At 67.9% G+C, this 25317-nt stretch carries 22 protein-coding genes; 12 read left to right on the forward strand and 10 right to left on the reverse strand.

The window, feature by feature from the left end; genetic code table 11:
- The first annotated feature begins 266 nt into the window (after window positions 1–266).
- From M8445_RS16465 to M8445_RS16475, 3 genes are all read left to right on the forward strand, one after another.
- Entirely contained in the window at window positions 267–2537 is a 2271-nt protein-coding gene (locus M8445_RS16465; protein WP_273991066.1) for a putative bifunctional diguanylate cyclase/phosphodiesterase, read from the forward strand.
- 237 nt (window positions 2538–2774) lie between these two features.
- Complete coding sequence (locus tag M8445_RS16470) at window positions 2775–3899, forward strand: GGDEF domain-containing protein (RefSeq protein WP_273991067.1); 1125 nt, start codon at window positions 2775–2777, stop codon at window positions 3897–3899.
- A gap of 482 nt (window positions 3900–4381) precedes the next feature.
- Window positions 4382–6661, forward strand: coding sequence for a putative bifunctional diguanylate cyclase/phosphodiesterase (locus M8445_RS16475; RefSeq protein WP_273991068.1), 2280 nt, complete (start codon window positions 4382–4384; stop codon window positions 6659–6661).
- A gap of 43 nt (window positions 6662–6704) precedes the next feature.
- Here M8445_RS16475 and M8445_RS16480 read toward each other — a convergent pair whose 3' ends face one another.
- Both M8445_RS16480 and M8445_RS16485 read right to left on the reverse strand, forming a co-directional pair.
- A complete protein-coding gene (locus M8445_RS16480) occupies window positions 6705–7865 on the reverse strand; it encodes an acyl-CoA dehydrogenase family protein (protein WP_273991069.1) in 1161 nt (386 codons plus the stop codon).
- Window positions 7866–8086: 221 nt separating this feature from the next.
- Window positions 8087–9019 (reverse strand): hypothetical protein, encoded by a 933-nt coding sequence (locus M8445_RS16485; RefSeq protein ID WP_273991070.1) that lies wholly within the window; start codon window positions 9017–9019, stop codon window positions 8087–8089.
- A gap of 390 nt (window positions 9020–9409) precedes the next feature.
- Between M8445_RS16485 and M8445_RS16490 the strand changes: the two genes are divergently transcribed.
- The 6 genes from M8445_RS16490 to M8445_RS16515 all read left to right on the forward strand — a co-directional run bounded on the left by M8445_RS16490 (window position 9410) and on the right by M8445_RS16515 (window position 14570).
- Window positions 9410–10003, forward strand: a complete 594-nt coding sequence (locus tag M8445_RS16490) for a DUF1990 family protein (protein WP_273991071.1) — start codon at window positions 9410–9412, stop codon at window positions 10001–10003.
- Between the two features lie 74 nt (window positions 10004–10077).
- Entirely contained in the window at window positions 10078–10494 is a 417-nt protein-coding gene (locus M8445_RS16495) for a MerR family transcriptional regulator (RefSeq protein ID WP_273991072.1), read from the forward strand.
- Window positions 10472–11218: an MBL fold metallo-hydrolase gene (locus M8445_RS16500; RefSeq protein ID WP_273991073.1), complete on the forward strand. Its 747-nt coding sequence runs from the start codon at window positions 10472–10474 to the stop codon at window positions 11216–11218. Before M8445_RS16495 ends, M8445_RS16500 begins: the two co-directional genes overlap by 23 nt.
- 223 nt (window positions 11219–11441) lie before the next feature.
- Entirely contained in the window at window positions 11442–12464 is a 1023-nt protein-coding gene (locus tag M8445_RS16505; protein WP_273991074.1) for an SDR family NAD(P)-dependent oxidoreductase, read from the forward strand.
- Between the two features lie 160 nt (window positions 12465–12624).
- Window positions 12625–13395 (forward strand): SRPBCC family protein, encoded by a 771-nt coding sequence (locus M8445_RS16510; RefSeq protein ID WP_273991075.1) that lies wholly within the window; start codon window positions 12625–12627, stop codon window positions 13393–13395.
- On the forward strand, window positions 13392–14570 hold the full coding sequence (locus M8445_RS16515; protein ID WP_273991076.1) for a zinc-dependent alcohol dehydrogenase: 1179 nt from the start codon (window positions 13392–13394) through the stop codon (window positions 14568–14570). The genes M8445_RS16510 and M8445_RS16515 overlap by 4 nt, the downstream gene beginning before the upstream one ends.
- Before the next feature lie 375 nt (window positions 14571–14945).
- On the opposite strand, the gene M8445_RS16520 is transcribed toward M8445_RS16515, so the two are convergent.
- The 7 genes from M8445_RS16520 to M8445_RS16550 form a co-directional block, all read right to left on the reverse strand.
- Window positions 14946–17102 (reverse strand): fimbria/pilus outer membrane usher protein, encoded by a 2157-nt coding sequence (locus M8445_RS16520; RefSeq protein ID WP_273991077.1) that lies wholly within the window; start codon window positions 17100–17102, stop codon window positions 14946–14948.
- Window positions 17092–17727: a fimbrial biogenesis chaperone gene (locus M8445_RS16525; protein WP_273991078.1), complete on the reverse strand. Its 636-nt coding sequence runs from the start codon at window positions 17725–17727 to the stop codon at window positions 17092–17094. The genes M8445_RS16520 and M8445_RS16525 overlap by 11 nt, the downstream gene beginning before the upstream one ends.
- A gap of 162 nt (window positions 17728–17889) precedes the next feature.
- Complete coding sequence (locus M8445_RS16530) at window positions 17890–18306, reverse strand: hypothetical protein (protein ID WP_230284219.1); 417 nt, start codon at window positions 18304–18306, stop codon at window positions 17890–17892.
- Window positions 18307–18308: 2 nt separating this feature from the next.
- Window positions 18309–18824, reverse strand: a complete 516-nt coding sequence (locus M8445_RS16535; RefSeq protein ID WP_273991079.1) for a hypothetical protein — start codon at window positions 18822–18824, stop codon at window positions 18309–18311.
- A gap of 76 nt (window positions 18825–18900) precedes the next feature.
- A complete protein-coding gene (locus tag M8445_RS16540) occupies window positions 18901–19815 on the reverse strand; it encodes a hypothetical protein (RefSeq protein ID WP_273991080.1) in 915 nt (304 codons plus the stop codon).
- Window positions 19816–19871: 56 nt separating this feature from the next.
- The gene (locus M8445_RS16545) at window positions 19872–20330 is read right to left on the reverse strand and encodes a spore coat protein U domain-containing protein (RefSeq protein ID WP_273991081.1); all 459 of its coding nucleotides are present in this window, start codon (window positions 20328–20330) and stop codon (window positions 19872–19874) included.
- Window positions 20331–20398: 68 nt separating this feature from the next.
- Complete coding sequence (locus tag M8445_RS16550) at window positions 20399–20857, reverse strand: hypothetical protein (RefSeq protein WP_273991082.1); 459 nt, start codon at window positions 20855–20857, stop codon at window positions 20399–20401.
- A gap of 316 nt (window positions 20858–21173) precedes the next feature.
- Between M8445_RS16550 and M8445_RS16555 the strand changes: the two genes are divergently transcribed.
- From M8445_RS16555 to M8445_RS16565, 3 genes are read left to right on the forward strand one after another with little or no spacing between them, the layout of a single operon-like run.
- On the forward strand, window positions 21174–22475 hold the full coding sequence (locus tag M8445_RS16555) for a hypothetical protein (RefSeq protein ID WP_273991083.1): 1302 nt from the start codon (window positions 21174–21176) through the stop codon (window positions 22473–22475).
- Window positions 22462–23100 (forward strand): response regulator, encoded by a 639-nt coding sequence (locus tag M8445_RS16560; protein WP_273991084.1) that lies wholly within the window; start codon window positions 22462–22464, stop codon window positions 23098–23100. Before M8445_RS16555 ends, M8445_RS16560 begins: the two co-directional genes overlap by 14 nt.
- The gene (locus M8445_RS16565) at window positions 23100–24569 is read left to right on the forward strand and encodes a sensor histidine kinase (protein WP_273991085.1); all 1470 of its coding nucleotides are present in this window, start codon (window positions 23100–23102) and stop codon (window positions 24567–24569) included. Before M8445_RS16560 ends, M8445_RS16565 begins: the two co-directional genes overlap by 1 nt.
- Here M8445_RS16565 and M8445_RS16570 read toward each other — a convergent pair.
- Complete coding sequence (locus tag M8445_RS16570; protein WP_273991086.1) at window positions 24484–25224, reverse strand: hypothetical protein; 741 nt, start codon at window positions 25222–25224, stop codon at window positions 24484–24486. The genes M8445_RS16565 and M8445_RS16570 overlap by 86 nt on opposite strands.
- Between the last annotated feature and the right edge of the window lie 93 nt (window positions 25225–25317).

Consider the following 25317-nt stretch of genomic DNA (forward strand, 5'->3'; position numbering starts at 1 on the left):
TCAGGAGGCAGCGGTTCAGGGTTCAGCAGGCGGGTACGGGGACGCAGGTGGGACCCGGGCGGCGTGGCGACACGGGGCTGACGGAGGCGACACGGAAGGAGGCAACACGGAAGCCTGAACGGTGATGCTGAGCGGTGGTGAGAGGCGGTCCTCTTCAGCATACCGCTGCGGCGGCGCGGGAACGCCCCCCGGGGCGCGCGGTGGGGGGGGCGGACCAACCGGGCATTGACCTGAAGATTTCCTTCATAAAAGCTATACTCGGCGGCATGACCTCAAGTCCAGGCGACGCGCCAGACCTGCTGGACGTCCTGCGCCCCCTGCTCAGCGCCGCCGGGATTCCCGAAGGGCTCCTGCGGCAGGTACTGACCACGGCCCAGTCAGCCGCGCCGGACGCCCCGACCGCCGAGGAGACCCTGCGGGAAACGCTGGGCGCCCTGAGCGAACTGCACCGCCACCTGGAATCCCTGAAGACAGAGCGGGACGAACTGCGCGAGTCGTTCGATCTGGCCTCGCAGTTTCAGGTGGTCCTCACGCCGCACGGGCGTCTGCTGGACCTGAACGACACTACCGTGCAGGCGACGCGGACGACCCGCGCGGACCTGCTGGACCGGCCGCTGTGGGACGCGCCGTGGTGGCCACGCGACCCGGACAGCCGGGCGGCGCTGCGGTCGGCCGTGGCGCAGGCCGGGCGCGGTGAGGGGGCGTCGCTGAAACTGCCGGCGCGCGGGCGTGAGGGCCGGCCGGTGGTGCTGGCCCTGCAGTTCACGCCGGTGCAGCGCGCCGGTCAGGTCGTGCGGGTGATCGTGGAGGGCCGCGAGATCACCGGTCAGGTCGAGGCGGTCCGGGAAGCGCACCTGGCCCGCGCGGCGCTGGAAGCGCTGCTGGAGAACGTGCAGGACGGCATTGTCGCCTGCGACGCCGAGGGGAAACTGACGGTCTTCAACCGCATGAGCCGCGAGATGCACGGCCTGGACCGCGCCGAGATCGACCCGTCGCAGTGGAGCCGGCATTACGACCTGTTCGAGGTGGACGGCGTGACCCCGCTGACGCAGGAGCGCGTGCCGCTGTACCGGGCGCTGCGCGGCGAACTGGTGCAGGGCACCGAGATGGTCATCGCGCCGCGCGGACTGGCGCGCCGCACGGTCGTGGCGTCCGGCGGGCCGCTGACCGGGCCGGGCGGGCAGGCGCTCGGCGCGGTGGTGGCCATGCATGACATCACGGACCGCAAGCACGCCGAGTCGCGGCTGCGGCACGAGGCGCTGCACGACCGCCTGACCGGGCTGCCGAACCGGTCGCTGCTGCACAGCCTGCTGGAAAAGACCATGCAGCGCTTCGAGCGCGAGCCGAACAACCCGTACGCGGTGATGTTCCTGGACCTGGACGACTTCAAGAACGTGAACGACTTGTACGGGCACCTGACCGGCGACCGCCTGCTGCTGGAAACGGCGGCGCGCCTCAAGGACGCCGTGCGCAAGACCGACACGGTCGCCCGTCTGGGCGGCGACGAGTTCGCGGTGCTGCTCGACGCCCCCTGCGACGAGGTGAACGCCCTGCGTGTCGCCGAGCGGCTTCAGCGGGCCATGGCCCGCCCGTTCCGCCTGCAGCGTGACGAGGTGCGGGTGTCCACGTCCATCGGGCTGGCGAACGCCCGGCGCGCCTACACCCGCACCGAGGAGCCGCTGCGGGACGCGGACACCGCCATGTACGTCGCCAAGCGGCGCGGCAAGAACCGCACGGTGCTGTTCGAGCAGTCCATGCATGATCAGGCGCAGGAACGCGTGGATACCGAACGGCAACTGCGTGACGCGCTCCGGGACGGGCAGTTCCGGCTGCACTACCAGCCGATCATGGAACTCGCCCCGGGTCGCTGCGTGGGCTTCGAGGCGCTGGTGCGCTGGCAGCATCCGGCGCGCGGCCTGCTGGGTCCCGGCGCATTCCTGGAAGTCGCGGAGCGCACCGGGCTGATCGTGCCGCTGGGCGCGTGGGTGCTGCGCGAGGCGTCCCGGCAACTCCTGGAGTGGCAGACCGATCCGCAGCTGGCGCACCTGCTGGTGTCCGTGAATCTCAGTGGTCAGCAGCTTCAGGTGGAGGCCGGCGGCGAGCACGACCTGCTGGCCATGACCTTCCCGGAGGGTCTGCACCTGGAAATCACCGAGACCAGTCTGGTCGATACGCCCGAGGCGATGCGGACCATGCGGGCCCTGCACCGCCGGGGCGTGCCGCTGATGCTGGACGATTTCGGCACGGGCTTCGCGTCGCTGGCCGCCGCGCAGCGGTTCCCGGTCGACACCCTGAAGATCGACCGGAGTTTCGTGGCGCCGCTGCCCGGTGACGGAGACGACCGGCACTCAGCGATCGTGGCGAGCGTGGTCACGCTGGCGCGGCACATGAGCATGCGCGTGGTGGCCGAGGGGATCGAGACGCCGGAGCAGGCGCGGGCCGTGCAGGACCTGGGCTGCCGGTTCGCGCAGGGCTTCCTGTTCGCGCGTCCGGCCGACGCTGAGGTGGCCGCCGCGTTCGCGCGCGCGCACGCCTGAAGCCCGGACGCCCCGGCGCGCTGCCGGGCGGGGCTGTGCAGGGAGGGCCTGTCCACAGAGGAAGGCGCGGTGCGCCCCCATCCGGGGGAAAGGCAACTCCGGCAGACGCGCGCGGCGGGGTGTGAAACAGTAGTGGTGTTGACCCCTTTTCACGCGCGTGGTCACCTCGCGCCCGCCTGAACTGTTTCGCCCGGAGTCCTGCCTGCCGTGGAACTGTCGCTGCTGTACCAACTCTTCATGAATTTCAGCGTGCTGGTCACGTTGACGTTCGTGTTGAGCCTGACCTACCGCGCGTGGCCGCCGCCGCCGGGCTGGCAGCTGAAAAGCGTGCGGCTGGGGCTGACGCTGGTGTCCACGGTGGCGCTGCACCTGCTCTCGCCGTCCTTACCGCACGGGGTTCACCTGGACCTGTCGCTGGTGCCGGTGGCACTGATGGTGCTGCGCTACGGCGTCGGCAGCGGCGCCCTGATCGGCCTGCCGGCGGCGCTGCTGCCCCTGCTGTGCGCCGCCAGGACACCGGACGATCCGGTGACGCTGGGCGTGGCCCTGGGGCTGATCAACCTGCTGCTGGTCAGCGGTATCACGCACCTGTTCCGCTGGACGCTGAACATCAACGATCCGCACGGGTCCCTGCACCGGCACGCGTGGGTGGCGGTCCTGATGTTCGTGCCGTACAACCTGGGGCTCGCACTCCTGCCGGGCGGCGCGGACCTGCTGCAGTCCACGTACCTGCTGACCCTGGCCTTCCACGTGCTGGGGTTCTGGGCGGCGGCCAGCATGATCACGGGCCGGGTTTCCCTGCTGCAGAGTACCGATGCGTTCCGGGAGCAGGCGCATCAGGACGCCCTGTCGGGGTTACCGAACCGGCGTCAGTTCGAGCTGGACCTGCCGTTCACCGCGCCGGGCGACGCGCTGCTGCTGATCGACGTGGATCACTTCAAGCAGGTGAACGACCGCTTCGGGCATCCGGTCGGGGATGAGGTGCTGCGCGCCATCGGCAAGGTCCTGTCGGAAACGCTGCGCGGCCGGGACCGCGCCTACCGGTACGGCGGCGAGGAGTTCGCGGTGATCCTGCGGCGCGTGCCGGACGCCCGCATCGAGGAGGTCGCGCACCGCCTGCGGGAACTGATTGCCGGGATCACCTTCCCGGAACCCCTGGAACGCGTGACGGTCTCGGTGGGCGGGGCGTCATTCGGCCTGTGGTCCCGAACGCGGACCCTGTGGGACGCCGACGAGGCGCTGTACCGCGTCAAGCAGGGCGGTCGGAACAGCGTGCGCGTTCAGCACTTCCATCCGGACAGCGCGCGGGACCCGAAAAGTTCGGGCGGCGGCCGTCAGCTCGAGCAGCTCAAGCGCAGCTGAGCGCACAGGGCAGCGAGTAAGGGGCAGGCGGTGATGGGGGTACCCCACCCGCCCCCCCGAACCTAAAAATGGTGTGAACCTCACTCACCTTTCAGGGGGGCGGCTGCGTAAAAATGAGAACCGGCTGATGACCCGGGGGCTTTCAGTGAGATCCGTCTCAACGGGGCACTGACCTTTCGCTCATGGCCCATCCGCTCACGACACGCTCTCCTGAGGGGGATCATGTGAGCGGCAGGCCTCCTGCGACTCATCCGCTCAGCAGGCGCTGGCCAGTCAGGCGCACCGCGGCTCTCCCCTGCGGCAGACTCTATTCTTCTCGCTTCGCCCGGTTCACCCGCAGGGTGCAGGGTCTGACTCCGGGTGTTCTGCACTCTCCCCCCACCTTCCCCCTGCCGACAAGGACAACGCCGTACGCTGATGAGCTTCCCTTCCCTGCTGTTCCGTCCGGTCACGCCCCCGCGTGCGCCGCAGGTCGGCGGTCTATGTTTCGCCTGAACGGTCCGCCCATCCGCCAGTGGTGGTCCGGCCCCGAGGGCGCCCGTCAGTCCCTGCGGACGCAGGTGCTGCTGCTGCTGACTATCCTGATCCTCCCGGCGCTGGCGCTGGCGCTGGTGGTCATTCCGGGCATCCTCGAGCGGCGATTCGCGCAGATCGAGCGGGATCAGGTGACGCAGTTCACGCAGATTGCGCAGGAGGACCTGCTGACCGAGGAGCGCCGGATCTCTCTGTTCGTACTGAACTTCACTCAGTGGAGCGAAACGTACGAGTTCGCGGCCGGCCGGAACATGATCTTTCCGCAGAGTGCCCTGGGAGCAAGTACCTTCACGGGCGGCCGGATCGATTACGTGGGCATCACGTCACCGGGCCGGCAGTTGATCACGGGCCTGACACTGAAGGGAGACACGGTCGTGGCCGCCACGGATCTGGTCAGGACCCTGCTGGCCAGCCTGCCGCGCACCCTGCCGCCGGGCGGGGCGTCTGGTGTGGTGCAGGTGCGTGGAAAGCCGTACCTGCTGGCCGGACGGACCATCACGCGCGACGATGGCAGCGGTGACGGGGGCGTGCTGATGTTCGCCCGCGCTCTGAATCCGCAGGCGCTTGATCAGTTGATGCACCGGGAAAAAACCTTCACGGCGCGCATTACCACGGTGCCTGCTGGTGGAGCTGAAGCTCCGAAGTTTACACCGTCGACCGTGCACGCGACGACGCCTCTGCTCGCCCCGAACGGCCCGCCACAACTGGCGCTGCACCTCAGCATTCCGCGGGACATGTACCGCGCCGCTCAGGCGACGGTCTTCCAGTTGAAGGTCGCGGCGGGGCTGTTTACGCTTCTTACGGCGATGGCGTTCCTGCTCTTCCTGAACCGCCGGGTGCTGCGGGTGCTGGGCAACTACGTGCAGGACACCCAGCGCATCGCGCGGGACCCGGGGCACCGGCTGGACGGCCAGAACCGCACGGAGCTGGGCGTGCTGGCGCTCACCATCAACGACCTGCTTGATCACCTGCAGGGCCGCGAGGCGCAGCTGCGCGAGCAGGGACGCCGCGACGAGCTGACGGGCACGTACTCCCGCGCGGGCCTGACCGAACTGCTGCGCGAGGACCCCACCATCCGCAGCGCGCTGCTGGTCGAGGTGCCGCGTCTGCAGGAACTCAGCGGCCTGTACGGCAGCCCGTTCGTGGACCGCCTGATCAGTGAACTGGCGGGCCGATTGCAGGAGCTCGGGCCGGATCACGTGGTGGGGCGGCTCAGTTCGAACGGCTTGGCGCTGATCACGCGGCTGCCCGCCACGACCGACCCGCTGGCCGTCCTGGAAGGTCTGGAACGCCCGTTCGCCCTGCGGGAGGGGGAGGTCACGCTGAAATTGGTGGCGGGGTTCTCGCAGTCCGCGTACCCCGTACCGTTCTCCGCGTTGCAGCGGCAGGCGTTCCTGGCCCTGCAGCACGCCATGGACCGCAAGGAGCACCTGGGGATCTTCAACGAGGAGATGCTGCGCCGCAGCCAGTACGGGCACACGCTGGAAACGCAGTTGCAGGGGGCCGTCACGCGAAACGAGCTGTCGCTGATGTACCAGCCGATCAGTGACGTGCTGACCGGGCAGTGGGTGTCACTGGAAGCGCTGATGCGCTGGCAGCACCCGCAGCTGGGCACCGTGCCGCCCAGCACGTTCATTCCGGTGGCGGAACGCAGCGGGCAGATCTACCAGCTGGGCGACTGGGCGCTGCAGACGGCCGCGCGTGACATTCAGGAGGCGCGCGCACTGTGGCCCGGGGCGCACGTGAACGTGAACGTCAGCCCCGTGCAGCTGCTCATGCCGGATTTTGCAGAGCGCGCCCTGAAGATCCTGTCGGATCTCGGCGTCTCCCCCACCCTGCTGACCTTCGAGGTGACGGAAAGTACCGTCATGCAGAACGTGGACCTCGCCTGCCGGCACCTGGCGCGCCTGCGCAGCGCGGGCGTGCGGATCGCGCTGGATGATTTCGGCAGCGGCCACTCCAGCCTGTCGCTGCTGACCGAGCTGCCGCTGGACGTCGTGAAACTCGACCGGTCCTTCCTGCGCGAAGGCATTCAGGACACGGCGCGCGGCGCGCTGCTGCGCAACACCATCCGCCTCGCGCGGGATCTGGACCTCGCCACGGTGGCCGAGGGGGTCGAGGACGCGGGCATGCTCCAGCGCCTGCAGGAGCTGGGCTGCGAGTACGCGCAGGGCTACCACGTCTCCCGCCCGGATTACCTGGAAGACCTGCTGGCCCTGCGCACCTGATACAGACTCGGGTTGAAAGGCTTGCAAACCTTATCCGTATGACCTATTCCAGGGCGCCCTGGCCGGTCAGGTGGCGACCCACGATCAGGGTGTGAATGTCGTGCGTGCCCTCGTAGGTGTCGACGGTTTCGAGGTTCAGCATGTGCCGGATGACCGGGTACTCGGTGGTGATGCCGTTCCCGCCGTGCAGTTCGCGTGCCAGTCGCGCGCCCTGCAGGGCCACGCGGACGTTGTTGCGTTTGGCGTAACTGACCTGCGCGAAGTTCATGCGCCCGGCGTCTTTCAGGGTGCCCAGGCGCCACGCCAGCAGCGTGCCCAAGCTGTGGTCGGTGGCCATGCGCACCAGTTTGTCCTGCACGAGTTGCCGTGACGCGATGGGTTTCCCGAAGGTCGTGCGGCTGCCCGTATACTCCAGGGTGGCCTGCAGCACGGCTTCGAGCGCGCCCATCGCGCCCCACGCGATGCCGAAGCGGGCGGACGTCAGGCAGGACAGCGGGCTTTTCAGGCCGGCGCTGCCGGGCAGCAGGTTCGCGGCCGGAATGCGGCAGTCCTGCAGGACGATCTCGCCGGTCACGCTGGCGCGCAGGCTCATCTTGCGGTGAATGGGCGGCGCGCTGAAGCCCGGCGTGTCGGTCGGCACGATGAATCCCCGCACGGTTCCCTCGTCGTCCTTGGCCCACACGACGGCCACGTCCGCTTCGGGGCTGTTGGTGATCCACATCTTGTTCCCGTTGAGCACCCAGTGGTCCCCGTCGCGGCGGGCGCGGGTGCGCATCGCGCCGGGGTCGCTGCCGCCGTCCGGTTCGGTCAGGCCGAAACAGCCGATCAGTTCACCGGACGCCAGTCCGGGCAGCCAGCGGCGCCGCTGCTCGTCACTGCCGTACGTGTAGATCGGGAACATGACCAGGCTGCCCTGCACGCTCGCGGCGCTGCGCAGGCCGCTGTCCACGCGTTCGAGTTCGTACATCATCGCGCCGTACGCGCTGTAGGACACGCCCGCCCCGCCATACTCCTCGGGAACGGTCGGGCCCAGCAGGCCCATCTCACCGAAGCGGCGCATGACGCTGCGCACCGGCAGCGAGCCGTCATCCCACCACGCCGCGACTTCCGGCATCAACTCCGCGTCGCAGAAACCCCGCACGCTTTCGCGGACCAGCCGCTCATCGGCTGACAGTAACTCGTGCACACTGAATTCATCGAACATACGCACCTCGGCGGACCCGGAACGCCAGTCGCGCGCCGCCCGTCAGACCAGCAGAATTTGAGGAGGACAGTCTACGCCGCCAGGGACCGCCGCAGGGCTGTACTGCCGCGGTGACGCCCACTGCCCCTGACCGGTGCCCTGGCAGCGGGAGTGGTACGCGGCGCCACGCAGGCAGGGCGATCAACCCTGTTCGGTTGACCGCCCTGCGGGGGGGGGTTGAATCAGCGGCGGGTAGCGGGAGTCACCGTACGACTGGTGGCGGCGCTGCGGGCTCCGAAGACGCTGGCGGCGATGGTCAGGCCGGCGGCGAGCAGCCAGGCCCAGCCGGCGGTGCTGGCGGCGGTGCGGGCAGTGCGCTCGGTGGCGTCAGCAACCTGCTGGGCCTGCTTCTCGAGGCGGTCCACTTCGGTGGTGACAACCGTGCGGACTTCCTGGGCCTGCGCGGCACTCAGGCCCTGGCGTTCCAGGCGGGTCACGAACTGCTCACCGGTCAGGGCGTTCTTGATGGCGGTCACGCGGGCACCGGCGAAGTCGGTGACGTTGCCCAGGTCCTGCTGACCCAGGTCGTACTGCGCGCGGCGGAAGATGCCGCTCACGACGTTCGAGGTGGCCTGCACCTGCTGCTCGTTCAGGTCCTCGCTGTTCCCGGCGATCAGATCGACGATGTCGTCCTCGTTGATGCCGCTGATGAAGTCCTGCACGCCGCCGCTCTGGGCAGTGGCCGTACCGGCGGCGGCCGTGGCGGTCGCGCCCGCGCCGAGGACGTTCCCGGCGGTGGCGGTGGCGGTTCCCAGCAGGCGGCTGGCGCTGTTGAAGGCGAACAGGGTGCTCAGCAGGACGATCATGCCGGCGGTCACGAGTCCGGTCAGGGTGGCGTCTTCGTGGGTCATGGCGGCGATCCCGTCGTCGTTACGGGTGGCGGGCGCGGCGGCGCGCACGGCCGTCAGGCCGGCGACGTACGCACCGACCAGGGCCGCGATGCCGGACCAGATGGCGGCCGCGATACCGACGCCAGAAAGGGTCAGGCCGGTCAGGGCCGTGATGACGGTGCCCAGGGCCAGCAGGGTGAAGGTAGTAACGAGGCCCATCACCATGCCGGCGAGAACACCTCGCCAGGAGAGGCGGTGGGACAGACGGTCTGCGTTCAAAGTCATGAGGGGCATGGTAGGGGGCCGTGAGAACGGGACAGCCGATCCATAAGCGCCGTCCAAGGGACTCTGAACGGAACGCCAGCAGTCGTCTCATACGGACTCCGGTGGAACAGTTTGCAAAACCGTTCCATCCGAGCGGATGCGAGTGGGAGCAAAGCGGGTTCCGGGCGTGGAGTTGGCAACCTGGTGTCGTTCCGGGTTGTCAACGAAACAGACGGAATCCATCTCATACGAAAGGATGCCGGTCTGGTGCTGCACTGCGGCGAGATGAGAGGTTCACGCTCAGCCGTTCAGGCGGGGCTCACGGGCCCGCGACCGGCAGCGGCGAGACTGCCGTATGAGAAGCTACACTGTCCGGCCCGCGCCCGGTCTGCTGTCAGCCTGCGGCGGCGCATGACGGCCCACCGATTCTGGGTGCTCCTCACGGCCGCCTACGCCACGCGCTTCCTGCGCCTCCCGGTCGGCGGCTGGCGCGCTACCGACCTGCGGGACGGGGTCGGCCCGGTCACGCGCCGCACGTACTGGGTGGACCTCGCTGGGCCTGCCCGGGCCATGACGGACGTGGTGGACAGCGCCCTGCAACACCTGCCCGCCCGCCTCCCGAAACCCCTGGCCTGGTTCCGGCGGGTTCGGCCCGGCCCGGGACGGACGGTGGTCGGCGATCAGTTCACCATCCTGATGCTCGGGGTGCGCCGCGCGCGGGTGCAGGTGACGGGCGTCCGCTCCGGCTGCTTCCGCCTGGAAACCCTGAAACAGCACTCCGAGTCCGGCTGGATCGAGTTTCACGCCGAGCTGCTGGGAGAAGACCGCTACCGCCTGCAGGTGGTGTCGCAGGTGCGGGCCAGCAGCTGGTTCGACCGGCTGGCGTACCTGCTGGGCGTGGGCATCCTGCAACGCCTGACGTGGGAGGCGGGCCTGCGCCGCATCCTGCGTTCCAGCGGTGGCCGCAAGGTCAGTCACGGCACCACCACGGCAGAGTGGCCCTGAGCGCGTCACACCGGGCAGACCGGGCGGGGCCCCCTCTTGACCCTGACACCAGTGTCAGGGTCTAGCCTGCTGGCATGCGAATCGGCGAACTCGCAAACCTCACCGGCAGCAGCGTCCGCGCCCTGCGGCACTACGACCGGATGGGTGTCCTCAGCAGCGCCCGCCAGGACAACGGCTACCGCACCTTCACGCCGGAAGACGTGGGCCGCGTGCGCCTGATCCGCATGTTCCTGTCGGTCGGCTTCACCCTCGACGAGATCCGCCAGTACGCCCCGTGCTGGCAGGGCGACCTGAAGCCCGGCGATCCCGTTCCGGGTGTCGCGGCCGCCGACTTTTACCGCCGCAAACTCGCGGAGATCGACGGGCAGCTGCGCGACCTGCACGTCATCCGCGACCGCCTGACCGCGCAGCTGAGTGACCTCGAACGCTCCGGCACGACCTGCGCCGCCCCACTCCCGGAGGATCCACATGAACCTGACCCTCGTCCGTAACGCCACCCTGCGCCTGAACATTGCCGGGCAGACGGTCCTGATCGACCCGATGCTCGGCGGGCGGCACACCCTGCCGTCGTTCGCGGGCATCGAGGCCAATCCCACCGTGCCCCTGCCCATGACGCCCGACGCGGTGCTGGACGGCATGACCCTGCTGGTCGTGTCGCACCTCCACCCGGATCACCTGGACCCGGCGGCCATCGCGGCCCTCCCGAAGGACCTGCCGCTGCTGTGCCAGCCGGGCGACGAGGCCACCCTGCAAGGGCACGGCTTCCAGAACGTCACGCCGCTTCAAGGCACGGTCAGCGTGGCTGGCCTGACCTTCACCCGCACGGACGGCGAGCACGGCAGCGGCGAGATCCTCACGCAGATGGGGGCCGCGATGGGCTTCGTCCTGCGCGCCCCCGGCGAACCCACCCTGTACTGGGCGGGCGACACCGTCCTGATCCCGGCCGTTCGGGACACCATCGCGCGGGAGCAGCCGGCCGTGATCGTCACCCACTCGGGCGGCGCGGCGCTGGGCGGCACGCTGCTGATCATGGACGCCGCGCAGACGGTGGACGTGCTGCGCGCCGCCCCAGACGCGACGGTCGTGGCCGTGCACCTGGAAAGCCTCGACCACTGCTTCACTTCCCGCAACGCCCTCCGGGAAGCGGCGCAGGAGGCCGGAGTCGCGGCGCGCCTGCTCGTCCCGCAGGACGGGGAGACCCTGACCCTGAACTGATACGGGTTCCGTTGATGAAACAGACGGAACCCGTACAGCTCCCACTTGCTCTGCGGCGCCGCTCTGCGAGTCCGCCCGGATGGCAATGGTTTTACAATCCTTTCAGCCGGAGTTCGCATGAGTGACCCGCACCTCCCCTGGCACGTTCATCGTCTGTGCGGCGGGACTTGTGGTGGGCTTCACGCAGCGCCGCCCGCGCGGCGCCGGGCGGCACACTGCGGGCATGAGAATCCCGAAACGACTGCTGCTGACCGCTGCCGTGGGGGCTGTCGCCGCCCGCCGCGCCTTCCGTGCGCCGTACGACCTGACGGGCCGCGCGGCGCTGATCACCGGCGGGTCGCGCGGGCTGGGGCTGGCCCTGGCCCGCGAACTACTGGACCGGGGGGCGCGCGTGACCCTGATGGCCCGCTCGGCCGGGGACCTGGAGCGCGCGCAGGCCAGTCTGAACGCGGGCGAGCGGGTGCAGGTGGTGGCGGGTGACGTGACCGTCACGGCCGACATCGAGCGGGCCGTCGAGCAGACCGTGCGGGCGCACGGGCGGCTGGACGTGCTGGTGAACAACGCGGGGCTGATTCAGGTGGGTCCCCTGGCGGACATGACCGAGGAGGACTTCCGGGAGATTCTGGAAGTGAACGCCCTGGCGCCGCTGCGCCTGACGCTCGCCGCGCGTCCGCACCTGCGGGGCGGGGGGCGCGTGCTGATCGTGTCGTCGGTGGGTGGGAGGGTGGCGGTGCCGCACCTGGCGCCGTACTCGGTGAGCAAGTTCGCTTCGGCGGGGCTGGGGCAGGCGCTGCGGACGGAACTGGCGCGGGAGGGCATCACGGTCACGACGGTCCTGCCGGGCCTGATGCGGACCGGGAGTCCCATGAACGCCAGCGTGAAGGGCCGCCACGCGCAGGAGTACGCGTGGTTCGCCACGGCGGACAGTCTGCCGGTGGTGTCGCTGGACGCGCGGGAGGCGGCGCGGCGCATCGTGGATGCCCTGGTGCGCGGGGACGCGGAGACCATGGTGGGCGGCCCGGCGTGGCTGCTGCGGGTAGCGCAGGCGCTGGCACCGCAGCTCACGGCGGACCTGATGGGCCTGACCAATCGCCTACTGCCCGCCCCGGCCGGTTCCACTGTTACGCGGGTGGGACGTGAGGTGGAGGGCACGGTCACTCAGCGGAATCCCATCAAGCGCGCGGCCGAGGTGGAGTTCAACCAGCTCGGAGCGCACCGGGAAGGGACGCCGGGCGACCTGAAGTGATCCTTGAGAAGATAGTCACACAGTAACCGGTTCCGCAAAGAGCCCGCGTGAGGCGGAGTTGACTGATGCGGATTCCGTCTGCTTCGACTTCCTTGCGCACTCCATTCCATCCGTTTTCTTTCCCCGTACGCCCGCTGGCGTGCGCCGCTGGAGGTTCCCCATGAGCGCAGACCGACCCACCACGAACCCGACCGACCCGGCCGCCCTGCCGGATGCGGCGCCGGAGGCCGACCTGACAGAGACCGGCACTGCGCACCTGCCCACGCTGGAGCGCTCCGTGATGGGCAGCGTCGGCGTGGCGCTGATGGGCGCCGGCCTGCGCAGCGCCCGCCCCTTCCAGAAACTCGTGCTGGGGGGCGTGGGGGCCGGCCTGACCGCGATGGCCGCCACCGGCCGTAACCCCATCGCGGCCGCCCTGAAGATCCGGCAGACCGGGCAGGGCGAGGTGCTCGTGCGTGACGCCGTCACGGTCGGGAAGCCCGCAGACGTCCTGTACGGCGTGTGGCGGGACCTGGCGGGCCTGCCGCGCCTGATGACGCACCTGCAATCGGTCGAGGTGCTGGACGACACGCGGTCCCGCTGGACGGTCAGGGCGCCCACCGGCACGGTCAGCTGGGACGCGCAGATCACGGCGGACGAACCGGGCCGCCGCCTCGCGTGGGCGTCCCTGCCGGGCGCGGCCATCGAGAACCACGGCGAGGTCGTGTTCCGCGAGGCGCCTGGTGACCGGGGCACGGAAGTCGTGGTGCGCCTCGCCTACCGCCCGCCGGGTGGAACGGTCGGCGCGGTCGCCGCGCGCCTGTTCGGGGAGGAACCCGCGCAGCAACTGCGCGACGACCTGATGCGCTTCAAACGGGAGCAGGAACTGGGCTTCGCGCCCACTACAGAGGGCCAGAGCAGCGGCCGCGCCGCCCACGGGGGTCAGGCGTGAAGGCCATCGTCTGGCAGGGCACGAACAGCGTCGGCGTGGAAACCGTGCCGGACCCCACGCTGCTGCTGCCCACGGACGCCATCGTGCGGGTCACGTCCACCGCGATCTGCGGGTCGGACCTGCACCTGCTCGACGGCGTGATCCCCAGCATGGAGAAGGGCGACATCCTCGGGCACGAGTTCATGGGGGAGGTCGTGGAAGTCGGGCGGGACGTCCGCAAGTTGAAGGTCGGCGACCGGGTGGTCGTGCCGTTCAACATCGCCTGCGGCGCGTGCGATCCGTGCCGGCGGGGCCTGTTCAGCGCGTGCGACAACTCCAACCCGAACCACCGCATGGCCGAGGCCCTGTACGGCGGGGTCAGTGGCGGCGGCCTGTTCGGGTACTCGCACATGTACGGCGGGTACGCGGGCGGGCAGGCGCAGTACGTGCGCGTTCCCTTCGCGGACGTCGGGCCCTACAGGATCGAGTCGGACCTGCGCGACGAGCAGGTGCTGTTCCTCACGGACATCTTCCCCACCGGGTACCAGGCGGCCGAGAACTGCGGCATCGTTCCCGGCCGGGACGTGGTCGCCGTGTTCGGCGCGGGCCCCGTCGGGCAGTTCGCGGCGCGCAGCGCGCAGATGCTGGGCGCCGCGAACGTCATCGTGATCGACCGGGTTCCCGAACGGCTCGCCATGGCCGCCGCGGCCGGGTGTCAGGTCATCAACTACGAGCAGGAGGACGTGCTGATCGCGCTGCGCGAAGCGACCGGCGGGCGCGGCCCGGACCACGTGATCGACGCCGTCGGCATGGAAGCCCACGGACACGGCCCCGGCGCGCTGGTCGACACGGCCAAGCAGCGCCTGAAACTCAGCTTCGACCGCATCACCGCTCTGCGCTGGGCCCTGCTCAGCTGCGCCAAGGGCGGCACGGTCAGCCTGCCCGGCGTGTACGGCGGCCTGATCGACAAGGTCCCCATGGGCGCCGCGTTCGCCAAGGGCCTGACCTTCAAGATGGGGCAGACGCACACGCACCGCCACATCGGGCCGCTGCTCTCCCGCATCGAAGCAGGTGAAATCGACCCGAGCTTCGTGATCACGCACCGCGCCTCACTGGACCAGGCCCCGGACCTGTACAGGACCTTCCGCGACAAACACGACGGCTGCGTTAAGGTCGTCCTCAACCCCTGGGCGTAAGCCGGGTGGTTCGCCTGAGTTCTTGCGGGGAAGTCTCGCGGATCGCAGCCTGTATGCACTCGACAGGCCCATCAGTGTCCGCCCAGTGCATACAGGCGCAGCCTTTCAGGGCTCCCTCTGTCCGGAATGCGGGAGCCTCGGGAGCCGGGGCGGGTGCCGGGCGTAGACGGCGCGGTGTCGTTCCGGATCGTCACGGACAGACGGCGCTCCATCGTCCGTTCGCGGACAGCGGCTCCAACTGAGCCTGTCACCGCCAGCGGTTCCAGAACCGCGTCTGGAACTGCCCTTCGAGAAGCCTCATCTCTCGGTGAGGCTTCAGGCTGTTGCGGCAGCAGCTCCCGAAAGGGGAAACTGCGTGACTGGATCAGGCCGCAGTCACGGGTTGCAGCGGACGGTGCCCTGGGTGCCCGGTTGGCCGAGTGTCACGCGGCACTGTTCCCCGTTTTCCAGAATGAGTTCCGCCGTCGTCGCGGCCGGCTGATCGGGAATCAGGGCGGTGCCGAATCCGTCCAGTGTGAATTCCTGCCCGTCCGGCAGGCGAACGGTGCCGTAGGTCGCTTCTGCTCCGGCGAACGTCAGGAACTGGAGGACCTGGGACCGCTGGAAGTTTCCTCGCCAGTTCACCCGTACCGCTCCGGCCTCCAGTGTGCCGAGTTGCAGCTTGGCTTCCCGCACGGTGATCTCGATGGGGAGCGTGGCGGTGTCCACCTGAATCTCTGCCTCTTCTCCGGGAGAGACCGCGAGTACCAGCGACCCGTTGGCGTCCGTTCGGCCCTGCAGGACTCCCGAGACGAAGATGGGCAGGTTGGGAACTCCGGTTTCCAGCAGGACAGATACCGTCCCTCCGCGCACCGAGCGGGCGTACGCGCGGCCCTGCGTGAACGCGGCGGCCCCCGCCACGTTCAGGGCCACCTGTCCGTCCGATCCTGCTCCGATCTTCACGTCCGTGACGCCCTGCCGTTCGTACTCGCCGTACAGCAGGCCCGCACCGTAGGTCAGGGTGGCCCGCTGGCCCGGCGTGGGAGTGAAGGTCGTGGTGGCACGCACGGAGGGCGCGCCCGTGCCCCCGGCGGCACTCACGACGGAACTCCACTGCGAGTCCGGTCTGTACCCGAGCGTCAGACTGAACTGCCGGGAGCGTTCACCGACGCGCGCGGCGGCGCTGACGCGGATCTGTTCGGTCAGGTCGCCGCTGGCCTGCACCCGGCCGAACCAGCCGTCCTGCGCGCCACTGAATCCCACACCCGCCGAGGTGGCAATGCCGCTGAGGGTGGAGGCGACGTTCACTTCTCCCGTGCCTGCGCGGGCGTTCTGAAGTGGGATCTGTGCCCTGATCCCCAGGCCCACCTGATCGTTCAGCCGGGTGCTGAAGGCCGCTGAGAGCGACGTGCCGGGTACGCCCACGTTCCGGGAGAGGCCCACGTTCAACTCGTGGTTCTCACCGGCGGTCGTGACGACCAGAGCGCCACTGGTCTCACCTCCTTTCACGCTGGCCTGCCCGCTGACCATCACGGCGGAAGACAGCCCGTACGCGGCCTGGGCTGCCGCGTAAGGCGCAGCGCCCAGCGCGCCCGCTTCCACGGTCGCCCGGGTCGTGCCGGGCGGCAGGAGGGCCGCCGGGAACCGGTAATCGGCCGACACTTCGCGCCGCCCGGCGGCGTCCTCCACAGTGGCCACAATGCTGCCGGAACTTCCGGCAAGCGGCACCTGCTGGAACAGGACGCGGCCCGCACCGAGGGTCCAGCGGCCCAGTCGCTTCCCGCCGGAGGTCAGGGTCACGGTACCCGGCAACGGCAGGTTCACCGTGAATTCCGTGAGGCGCGCCGCGCGGATCTCGCCCGTCGCCTGAACGCCACTCAGCAGTTCCTGCCCGCCAGTCAGGCGCGGCGGTACGTTCCAGCCGACCTGCACGTGAGAATCCCGGTCCAGCTGATAGCGCGCCGACGCGGACGGCGTGACCTGCACGGCCCGTACCGACGACCCGCTTTCCGTGACACCCACCCGGGCACTGACCGGACCCTGCGTGAACGCACCTTCCAGCCGGGCCCGCTGCTCGAGGACGCCCGCGCCGGACCGGTACAGGTCCAAGCCGTATTCCACCGAGTACAGCGGAATGTCCGTCACGGTGTCCGGAGCGGCCACTTCAGGCGGCGTTCCGACGTTCACCACGTAGTCCGGCAGCAGCTTCAGCTGCGGCTCGAACGTGACGGACAGTTGCTCCGGGTCGAACGTGGCGCCCAGCGCGGCACTCAGCCGCGTGAAGGCCAGACTGTCGCACACGGCGCGTTCCTCACCGTACCGTTCCTCGCCGGGTTTCAGGGCGTCGATCTGCACCCACACCTGACCGGCCGGCCGGCGAACCAGGAACGTCCCCCGGTTCACGCCGCCCACGCGCACATCCGCCAGTTCCTCCGGAGCGTCGCAGACGGAAGAGACCTGCTGCGCTCCCGCCGAGGCACTCAGAACGGCCAGAAACGCCGTGAGAACCGCACACCGCCTCACGAACAGCCGCTCGGGCCGCTCACTTCGCATCGACCATCAACCTCACGGGCTTCTGATTCAGGTCCGTTGCCGTGAACTCCAGCGTCGCGGCGTTCTGCGCCTCCGCCGGCAGCGGCACCTGCATCGTGGCACCACTCAGCACGTACTGCGCGCCCAGATCGAACGCCTGCCCGCCCGCCGTGACGCGGATGTTCCGGAACACGCCGTACCCATCCCCACTGTTGCGCAGCACCAGCGCCCGGGGCGCACCCGCCGGGGACAGCGTCACGCTGATCTGCGGTTTCGCGGCGGGACGCTCCACGAACAGCGGCAGGCTGAACACGTACCGGGGCGTGATGGTCGCCCCCGTGGTCCCCGACGCCCCGGACGGCGCGGCCGTCACCTTCTGCCGCAGAATCAACCGGTACGTGACCGACGCCGACGTCGGCGTCTGCCGCAACGCCACGCGCACCACCTGACTACGGCCCGCCGCGACCGTGAACGACCCCGGACTGACCACCGCGTCCCGGGTGGGCACCAGCACTTCCTGCCCGTCCCGCTGCGTCCACGCCACCACTTCCGCCGTGAACGCCGCTTCGTCCGTGTCCGTGTTCGTGACGGTCGTGGACGTCGTCAGACCCTGCGCCGGGTTCAGGTTCAGCAGGACCGGACTCATCACGAACCTCGCCGCGTCAACCTGCCCGGCGAGCAACACACCCATCAACAACGCAACTCTTCTCAAATTTGACATGATCATCCTTAGGTCTGCGGCGGTGAACGCCTGAAAAAAGCTTCCTCTGTTAATGAGCAACCCGGACAGGACGCGGCCCGCCCGGGTTCAAAAAATGACGGTCAACGTCAGGTCGTCCGTGTACTCTCCCGTCACCGCGCCCCACTGCCCCGCCGGGACCGTCACGGGAAGGGTCAGCGTCCCCCCCACCACCCGCAGGGCCGCCGCGTTCGGAATCACGTACGCCAGCGAGGACGCCCCGAACCGCATGACGCCCAGGAACCGGCCCGTACTCACCTCGACCCTGCCGCCAGCACTACTGAGTTCCACACCACTAACGGACTCGCCACTGGCGCACGTAACGGGCACCTGCAACGACACCCGCCAGTCCTGCGCGTACTGGTAAGCTCCGACGCTTCCCGCGACCGGCGCGCCGAACACGCACGACGCCTGGACGGCCCCGCACAGGCAGGCGATCAGCGCCCCACTCCTGACCCAGTGGCCCGCAGCAGCCCGTCCAGGCACGATTAGAACTCCACCGTGAAATCAACCGTGCCGGTATAGAACCCGGTCGGCGCACCGAACTGCGCCTGCTGGGGGTAACCCGCGAAAATGTTCGACGGGTACCTCACGGCGCCCTTGAAAGGGCCATTGGCTTGGATGTTACTGCTAACAGGCGAGTACCAGACCAGCGTATTGAGAGTCGGATTGCCCGGAGTGCCATCCAACGTCAGGGGCACCGTGATGGCCGTCCCTCTCGCAGTGGCAGCGGCACTCCCACCGATGCGGCGGCCTGTCAATGACGTGCCCGCGTTGCAGAACACGCTTACACCCACCGAATCGGCACTATCACTGTATCCGCTAGCCAGGGCCGCCTCGTAATCGCTCATATTAATTTCGGAATTACTGTTGCCCGTACTAAACTGACAGGCCGACTGGGTTGCCGCATTGACGGTAACTGTGTTGGTCGTGGTGGCCGCAGTGGCATTCGCGCTCCAGAGACTGGGCAGCACTATTGCAATGATCATCCGATGGAGTTTCACTTATCTTCCTCTATGAACGGGAAAGAACTATTCAACAGAGACAACTCAGTCAGTTGCATGATGACAGCAATATGACTCACTGCACCAGCGTCAAGTCGTCCATCCACCATTGTGGCGAAGAACTCGTGACACGTTTGACCCCTCTCCAGTTCAAGGCAAGTGTGGCGTAGCCCTGGTTATAGGTGTTGCTGAAAGTAATCTGACCAATAACCTGATCGCTGTTATCTATTGCCGTCAGAGTGACGGGCGAACCATCCGAAGCAACAGTCATAGATTTAAGATTAAATGTGCTTCCGTCTACTTTTCCTATGGTTCCTCCACCCGAAAAGTAGATACCAGTACGACCCTGTGGTAAATAAATGCTATTGTCAAGAACAAGAGTTGGAGCTCCTAGCGCGAAGCCTTTGTAAATATAGGGAGAGCCAACAAACGCAGCATTCCCCACTCCAATACCTGCGCCTACATCCTCAAAGTCTATTCCGGAATCCGAGACGACTGCCGTGAAATTTACAGTCTTTATGTCATTTCCACAGATGAGTCTAATGGCGTACGTGCCGCTATTGACGTACTCATGATTCTGGGTCTGGTTACTCAGCGAGCTGGGCGTTGGCGTTGTCACTGTGCTAATAGATCCATCGCCCCATTCAATACTGCAGGGAGTGCTTTGCGGATAGGTAGTCTTAAAGTAAGCACGAGCCGTGCTACTGGTCACCTTCAAGACATTTAAATAGGATTTAGGAGCAGAAACAATTTGACTCGTCACCGCGCTACTCAATCCAAGACGCTGAATATCCAATTGAACCCGCGCTTCAAATTCAGTAACGAATGACGAAATCTTAAGACGATCTGGCGAGTAGGCGGACACAGGAGCAGAAGGCACCTGACCACATGAAGCAAGAACGATTGATACTCCCAACAAAAAAGACAACTTTTTCATAACTTCTCCTGAAAGTAAGGCGATTAAGTACTTGGTAATCAGCTCAATCGTCAACGGTTGTACTGTAGAAAACTATTTGGTGCTGGCCTCGGTAGGTGTACAGAGTGGAGTTACCAGCCGATGTAGTAGTCAACGACAGCGCTGTACGAACCGTTCGGGGCTGTCCACTGCTGCGCCGCTGCCGTCGCCGTCAGGCCGTAGGTGTAGCGGCTGCCGTCAGCAGGGTTGCTGGGGACCAGCGTGGGGTCGATGTCGGTGGTGAGCACCACGTTCAGTTTGTTGGCGCCGTTCATCAGATCGATGCTGCCGTTGGCATTCCACTGGGTGTCGTCCCAGTAGCCCAGGAACGGGCTGGAGTCCAGGTTGCAGCGCACGCTGACCTTGCCGGAACCGGTGGCGGCCGTCGAGGTGGCTGCCTGGTAGTTGAACAGGATCTGGTCGGCCGCTGTGATTTCGCAGGCATCCGTCACGGTGGCGTTCACGGCGACCGGGGCGTTGGCGGGGCTGGCAGCCACCGCTCCGCTCAGCAGGGTGGCGGCCAGGAGGAAGGGAACTGTATTCAGGTGCATGGCACTCCTTGGTTGCAGCAGAAGAAGGATGAACCGGTCAGGATTCGGCCGGTTCATCCGGTGTCGGGTCAGAACGTGACGTTAACGTTGACGATGCCGGTGTAATCGGTGGCGGTCGGCGCGCCCCACTGACCAGCCACGGCGCTGGGTGCAACGGTGTAGACGTATTTGTCGGCGCCGGCGAAGGTGCCGGTTCCCGCTCCGGGGGTTGCAACGCTCGTCAGGGTGTAGCTGGCGTTCAGGGACTTGCTTTTGCTGGCGCTGGTGAGGATCAGGGAAGCGTTGGCAGCCGTGTTCAGCGTGATGGTCGTGCCGGAGTTGCAGTACAGGGTGGCACTACCGGACATCGCGCTGGCCGATCCGGTGATGGCGTCGTAGCTGAAGCTGGCGCTGCCGGTTGCCGCGCTGTCGAACATGCAGGAGCTCAGGACGGTGGCGTTCACGGTGATGGGCGCGCTGGCCGTGCCCGCCAGGGCGGTGGAGGTGAAGAGGGCAGTGGCCAGACCGAGAGCAACGATTTTTTTCATGAGTTCTCCTGTGGCGTGTGCCCCTATGAGAGCAGCGCCTGGTATCGGTGATCTGTCTTCCGATGGGGCCACACTAAGGGGCGGGGCGTTAACGAAGCGTTAAGTGGGAATTTTGTAAGATCTCGTCTCCCCATGCCGGTACAACTGAAGCCTGGAAACAGTGACTGATGCAGCTTCTTCGCAGCTGATGGGCGGCGAGACCCTGGTTATCGCGGCGGAAAGTGGGCAGCTGTGGCCATATGGCCACACGACATGTCCAGATAGACATGAGAAACCGCCACAGGTTTTCTAAGGTTGGTGAGGGGGTCCTCACGCCATGCCTGACACTTTCATCAATGCCTGTTCCCTTCAGACACTGGGCGGTCTGAGTCTGGGCACGGTTCAGGAACCGAAACCGCTGCTGCTGCTGGCCTACCTGCTGATCGAGGGAGCCACGCCGCGTGACCGGCTTGCTCAGCTGTTGTGGGCGGGTACAGCCGATCCGAAGAACAACCTGCGTGTCAGCCTGTGCAAACTCAGGGGCTGGGGCGTGACCGTCACCACGGACGGGGAGTATCTGAGTGCCGAGCATCCGAGCGATCATCTGGCTGGCGAGGCCTCTGGTCCTGGCGCCGAGTTCCTATGGGGCGTGGACTTGTCTGGCGTGAGTCCCGAGCTGGAGGACTGGGTATTCACTCGTCGTGAAGGGCTGGCCGCCCAGGCGCAGGAGGCCCTGCTGCGCGAGGCGGCGCGCGTTACGGATCGGGAGGAGCTGCTGGGCCGGGCGTGGTGCGTGCCGGGGGCGCCCCTGCCGTCGGCGGGTACGCTGGCGCGGTTCCTGTCGCTGTGCCGTGCCGGGACGGCGCTTCACGGGTCGCTGAGCGCGGAACTGGCAGAACTGTGGGACGGAACCCTGCCCACGCAAGAGCCACTGGCTCAGGCGCTGCTGGCCGGCTGGCTGGAAGGTGGCGCGACGTGGCTGGCCGGTGACGCGGCGAAGTGGCAACGGCCCATGGGCAGCGTGCAGGCACTGCTGGAAGCTGACGGGCAGAGCGTCCTGAGTCTGCACGTGCCGCCCGGAATGGCGGCGCAGGCGTACGCGCACGAGCTAGGCACTCAGGTGGCGCGAGCCTGTCAGGACGGCCCGGCGCAGGCACTGACCGTCGTACTGCGCGGAGAGGCAGACACCCTGAACAGCGCGGCGCTGGCGGAGGCACTGACAGGCTGGCTGGACGTCCGGTTCGTCGTGCTGGGTGGCGCACCTGCAGCCGGTGTGGGCCTGGGCCTCACGCTTCACGCCCCGGCCCTGCGTGGCGGCCGTCCTGCCGGGAGCCCCCATGCGACCCGCGCATCCCGTCCAGCGGCGCATGCCCGGACGCGCCCCGCCGGGAGGCGGCACAGGGACGCAGGTGGCGACGTGACCGGTCACGCGCACAGTGTCCGGCACGCGCAGAAGCCACGGCACGCCCACGGTGCCACTGGACCCCCGCCGCGTTCCTCATCGAACCGCGTGTCTATGCGCGGTCCCGACTCGCCCGGACTCTACACTCTGGGCCTGATGCCCCCCTCCCCCACCCGCCCGAGTACGGAACGCTTTCCTGCTCAGCTCAGGAAAGGATCACCTGATGGACACGATTGACCGCCCTATCCGCCTGCAACTGGTCGAGGATCACGACCTGACCCGCTTTGGCCTGCGCATGCTGCTGTCCGCACAGCCGGACTTTCAGGTCACCGCTGAGGCCCGCACCGCCGAGGAGGGTCTCGAGGGGCTCGCGCGGTTCGAGGTGGACGTCGTCCTGATGGACATCAACCTGCCCGGCATGGACGGCATTCACGCGGCGCAGGAGGTGCGCCGGGTCCGGCCGGACGCGCAGGTGGTGATGTTCACGGCGTCCAACCGGCGCGATCAGCTGTTCGCGGCGCTCGCGTCGGGGGCGGTGGCGTACTGCCTGAAGTCCGCGCCGCCGGAGGTGATGTTCCAGGCGATCCGTTCGGCCGCGTCGGGCGCGGTGTTCTTCGATCCGGAAAGTGCGCGGCACCTGCTGCACACCGTGCAGGGCAGCGCGCCCCTGGCCCCCCTAACCGAGCGGGACATGGCCATCCTGCGGCTCGTGGCGGACGGCAACGCGAACAAGGACATTGCCGCTGCGCTGGGCATCAGTGTCGGCTTGGTGAAAAAGCACATCGGTGAGATCCTGGAGAAACTCCAGGCCACGGACCGCACCCAGGCGGCCATCAAGGCCTTCCGGGCGGGCCTGATCTGATGCGGCGCGCGCCACCCGCCACCAGCGACCTGCTGCGCCTGCTCGACCAGCCCGAGCAGGCACCCATCGCGCGGGCCACGCTGATCACGGTGGTGGTCGTGGTGATCGTGGACGCCCTGACCCCCACCTCGTTGCCGATGGCGGTAGGGCTCGCGCCACTGCCGTTCGCGTCTCTGATCGGGCGCTCCGAGCGGCTCACGTCGCGCCTGACGGCGCTGTCCGTGCTCGGCAGCGCCGCCGCCGGTACGCTGGACGTGCTGCGCAGCGGCCTGGACCCGCAGGTAATCCTGATGCGTCTGGGCGTCACGCTCCTTGTCCTGCTGGCGGGCATCTGGGCGACGTGGCAGGCGCGGCAGGGGACCGTCACGCGCGCCGAACCGATGACGTTACCTGTTCTGGAGGGCGACGTACTGCCAGCCGAGCGGGCCGCGCAGATGCTGGCGTACCTGTCCGGGGCGCGCGGTCATCAGGTGCACCGGGTCGAGAATGCCCGCGAGTGGGCTGAACGTCAGCCACTGGCCGGTCAGATGGACCCTGGCCGGCGCCGCCTGTTCCAGCCGCCGGGCACGCGTCTGCATGAGCCGCCGGCAGCGGGACGGACCGTCTGGCAGACCGCAGCGGGGCACGTGCTCGTACGTTTCGCACAACCGGGGCAGCGGGACCTGCTGGTGGAACTGACGCGCCCGAATGCGCCCACATCGTTCATCGAGGACGCCGCGCGCGTGCTGCAACTACAGCTGGAACGCGCTGCGCTGGTCAGTCAGGTGCATACGCAGCGTGAGTTGCTGCGGGACCTCGTGTACGCCTTCTCGCACGACCTGCGCACGCCCATCACCGCGAACATCCTGCATTCGGAAGCGGCGCTCGGGGGGCTGTACGGGCCGCTGTCACCGGAACTGGCGGAGTTCCTGCGGCACTCGCAACAGGGGAACCGGGACCTGTTGACCGTATCGGATCAACTGATGCTGCTGGCCGAGTACGAGAGCGGCGACCTGACCGGCGAGGCGGACGGCACCGTGGACCTGGACGGCGTGATCCGCAGCGTGATCAGTGACGTGCAGGTGCGTGGGCGCGAGCGGGGCATTCACTTCGAGCTGGACCTGCAGGCCTGTCAGGTGATCGGGCACGCGTACGACCTGCGCCGGGCCGTGCAGAACCTGCTGGAGAACGCCATGAAGTTCAGCCCGCAGGGAGTGTTCGTGAAGGTCACTCTGCGCGCGCAGGGCGCGTCGGCCGTGGTGGAGGTGATGGATCAGGGGCCGGGCGTGCCGGAGGGGCAGGTGCCGCACCTGTTCAAGCGTTTCCGGACGTCCACGCGGGGAAGCGGCACGGGCTTCGGGTTGTACCTGACGCGGCGCATCGCGGAGCGGTACGGGGGAACGGTCACGTACGCGCGGAGCGGATCGGATCACCCGTGGACGGTCTTCCAGCTGTGCCTGCCGCTGTACCTGCCGCCCGCTCCGCACTGAGGTCCGGCGTGCGGACGGCGAACAGGTCCGTGGTCGCCAGTTGCCGGAGCATCAGGGCCTCACGGGCGCGTTCCACGTACCGCTGCCGGTACCATGCGAGGCACAGGATGGCCAGCAGGACCGAGAACACGCCCCCCTGCGTGCGCACCATGGCGCCCAGGTACGGCCTGAACACGTCGAAATTCAGCGTCCAGGGCAACGCCACGCACACCAGGTACAGCGTCACGACCAGCCACGCGGCGCGCTGGACGGGCACAAGCAGCAGGATCACGCAGGCGTTCAGGACCAGCGTCCAGTACGACGCGCTGCCCACGAACGACGGCGAGTCCGGCAGGGTCGGCTGCAACGCGAACGACAGGTTGTGCAGGAGGGCCAGCGCCACCTGCACCACCACTGCGATCCGCTCGGCGAGGCGGCTGTACCCGCCCAGCAGGTTCCACAGCAGCGCGCCCAGCATCACGGGCGCCATGACCGGGTACAGGTAGATGACGTACGGTTCCCGCACCGGTTGCGTGAGTTGCACGGCGTACGTGGCGGTAAACCCGACCAGGGGCGACAGGATCAGCAACACGAGAATCCAGCGTTTCTCCTCGAAGGACCGCCGTTCATCTCCGGTGATGTGCAGCAGGTGCAGGTCGTGTGTGCGTGGATCCACACCCGCAGTCTAGAACAGCTTGCAGGAGCGGAAAGAGAGAATGACGTCTGCCGGCAGAGTCGAGCCCGGCTCCGCAGTTCCACGCTTCCGCCA

Source organism: Deinococcus aquaticus, from assembly GCF_028622095.1.
GTDB lineage: Bacteria > Deinococcota > Deinococci > Deinococcales > Deinococcaceae > Deinococcus > Deinococcus aquaticus.

Excerpts from the sequence above, each read along its gene's own strand:
- M8445_RS16465 (WP_273991066.1), top strand. The coding sequence starts at position 267 with ATGACCTCAAGTCCAGGCGACGCGCCAGACCTGCTGGACGTCCTGCGC.
- M8445_RS16470 (WP_273991067.1), top strand. The coding sequence starts at position 2,775 with ATGAATTTCAGCGTGCTGGTCACGTTGACGTTCGTGTTGAGCCTGACC.
- M8445_RS16475 (WP_273991068.1), top strand. The coding sequence starts at position 4,382 with ATGTTTCGCCTGAACGGTCCGCCCATCCGCCAGTGGTGGTCCGGCCCC.
- M8445_RS16480 (WP_273991069.1), bottom strand. The coding sequence starts at position 7,865 with ATGTTCGATGAATTCAGTGTGCACGAGTTACTGTCAGCCGATGAGCGG.
- M8445_RS16485 (WP_273991070.1), bottom strand. The coding sequence starts at position 9,019 with ATGACTTTGAACGCAGACCGTCTGTCCCACCGCCTCTCCTGGCGAGGT.
- M8445_RS16490 (WP_273991071.1), top strand. The coding sequence starts at position 9,410 with ATGACGGCCCACCGATTCTGGGTGCTCCTCACGGCCGCCTACGCCACG.
- M8445_RS16495 (WP_273991072.1), top strand. The coding sequence starts at position 10,078 with ATGCGAATCGGCGAACTCGCAAACCTCACCGGCAGCAGCGTCCGCGCC.
- M8445_RS16500 (WP_273991073.1), top strand. The coding sequence starts at position 10,472 with ATGAACCTGACCCTCGTCCGTAACGCCACCCTGCGCCTGAACATTGCC.
- M8445_RS16505 (WP_273991074.1), top strand. The coding sequence starts at position 11,442 with ATGAGAATCCCGAAACGACTGCTGCTGACCGCTGCCGTGGGGGCTGTC.
- M8445_RS16510 (WP_273991075.1), top strand. The coding sequence starts at position 12,625 with ATGAGCGCAGACCGACCCACCACGAACCCGACCGACCCGGCCGCCCTG.
- M8445_RS16520 (WP_273991077.1), bottom strand. The coding sequence starts at position 17,102 with ATGCGAAGTGAGCGGCCCGAGCGGCTGTTCGTGAGGCGGTGTGCGGTT.
- M8445_RS16525 (WP_273991078.1), bottom strand. The coding sequence starts at position 17,727 with ATGAGTCCGGTCCTGCTGAACCTGAACCCGGCGCAGGGTCTGACGACG.
- M8445_RS16545 (WP_273991081.1), bottom strand. The coding sequence starts at position 20,330 with ATGCACCTGAATACAGTTCCCTTCCTCCTGGCCGCCACCCTGCTGAGC.
- M8445_RS16550 (WP_273991082.1), bottom strand. The coding sequence starts at position 20,857 with ATGAAAAAAATCGTTGCTCTCGGTCTGGCCACTGCCCTCTTCACCTCC.
- M8445_RS16555 (WP_273991083.1), top strand. The coding sequence starts at position 21,174 with ATGCCTGACACTTTCATCAATGCCTGTTCCCTTCAGACACTGGGCGGT.
- M8445_RS16560 (WP_273991084.1), top strand. The coding sequence starts at position 22,462 with ATGGACACGATTGACCGCCCTATCCGCCTGCAACTGGTCGAGGATCAC.
- M8445_RS16565 (WP_273991085.1), top strand. The coding sequence starts at position 23,100 with ATGCGGCGCGCGCCACCCGCCACCAGCGACCTGCTGCGCCTGCTCGAC.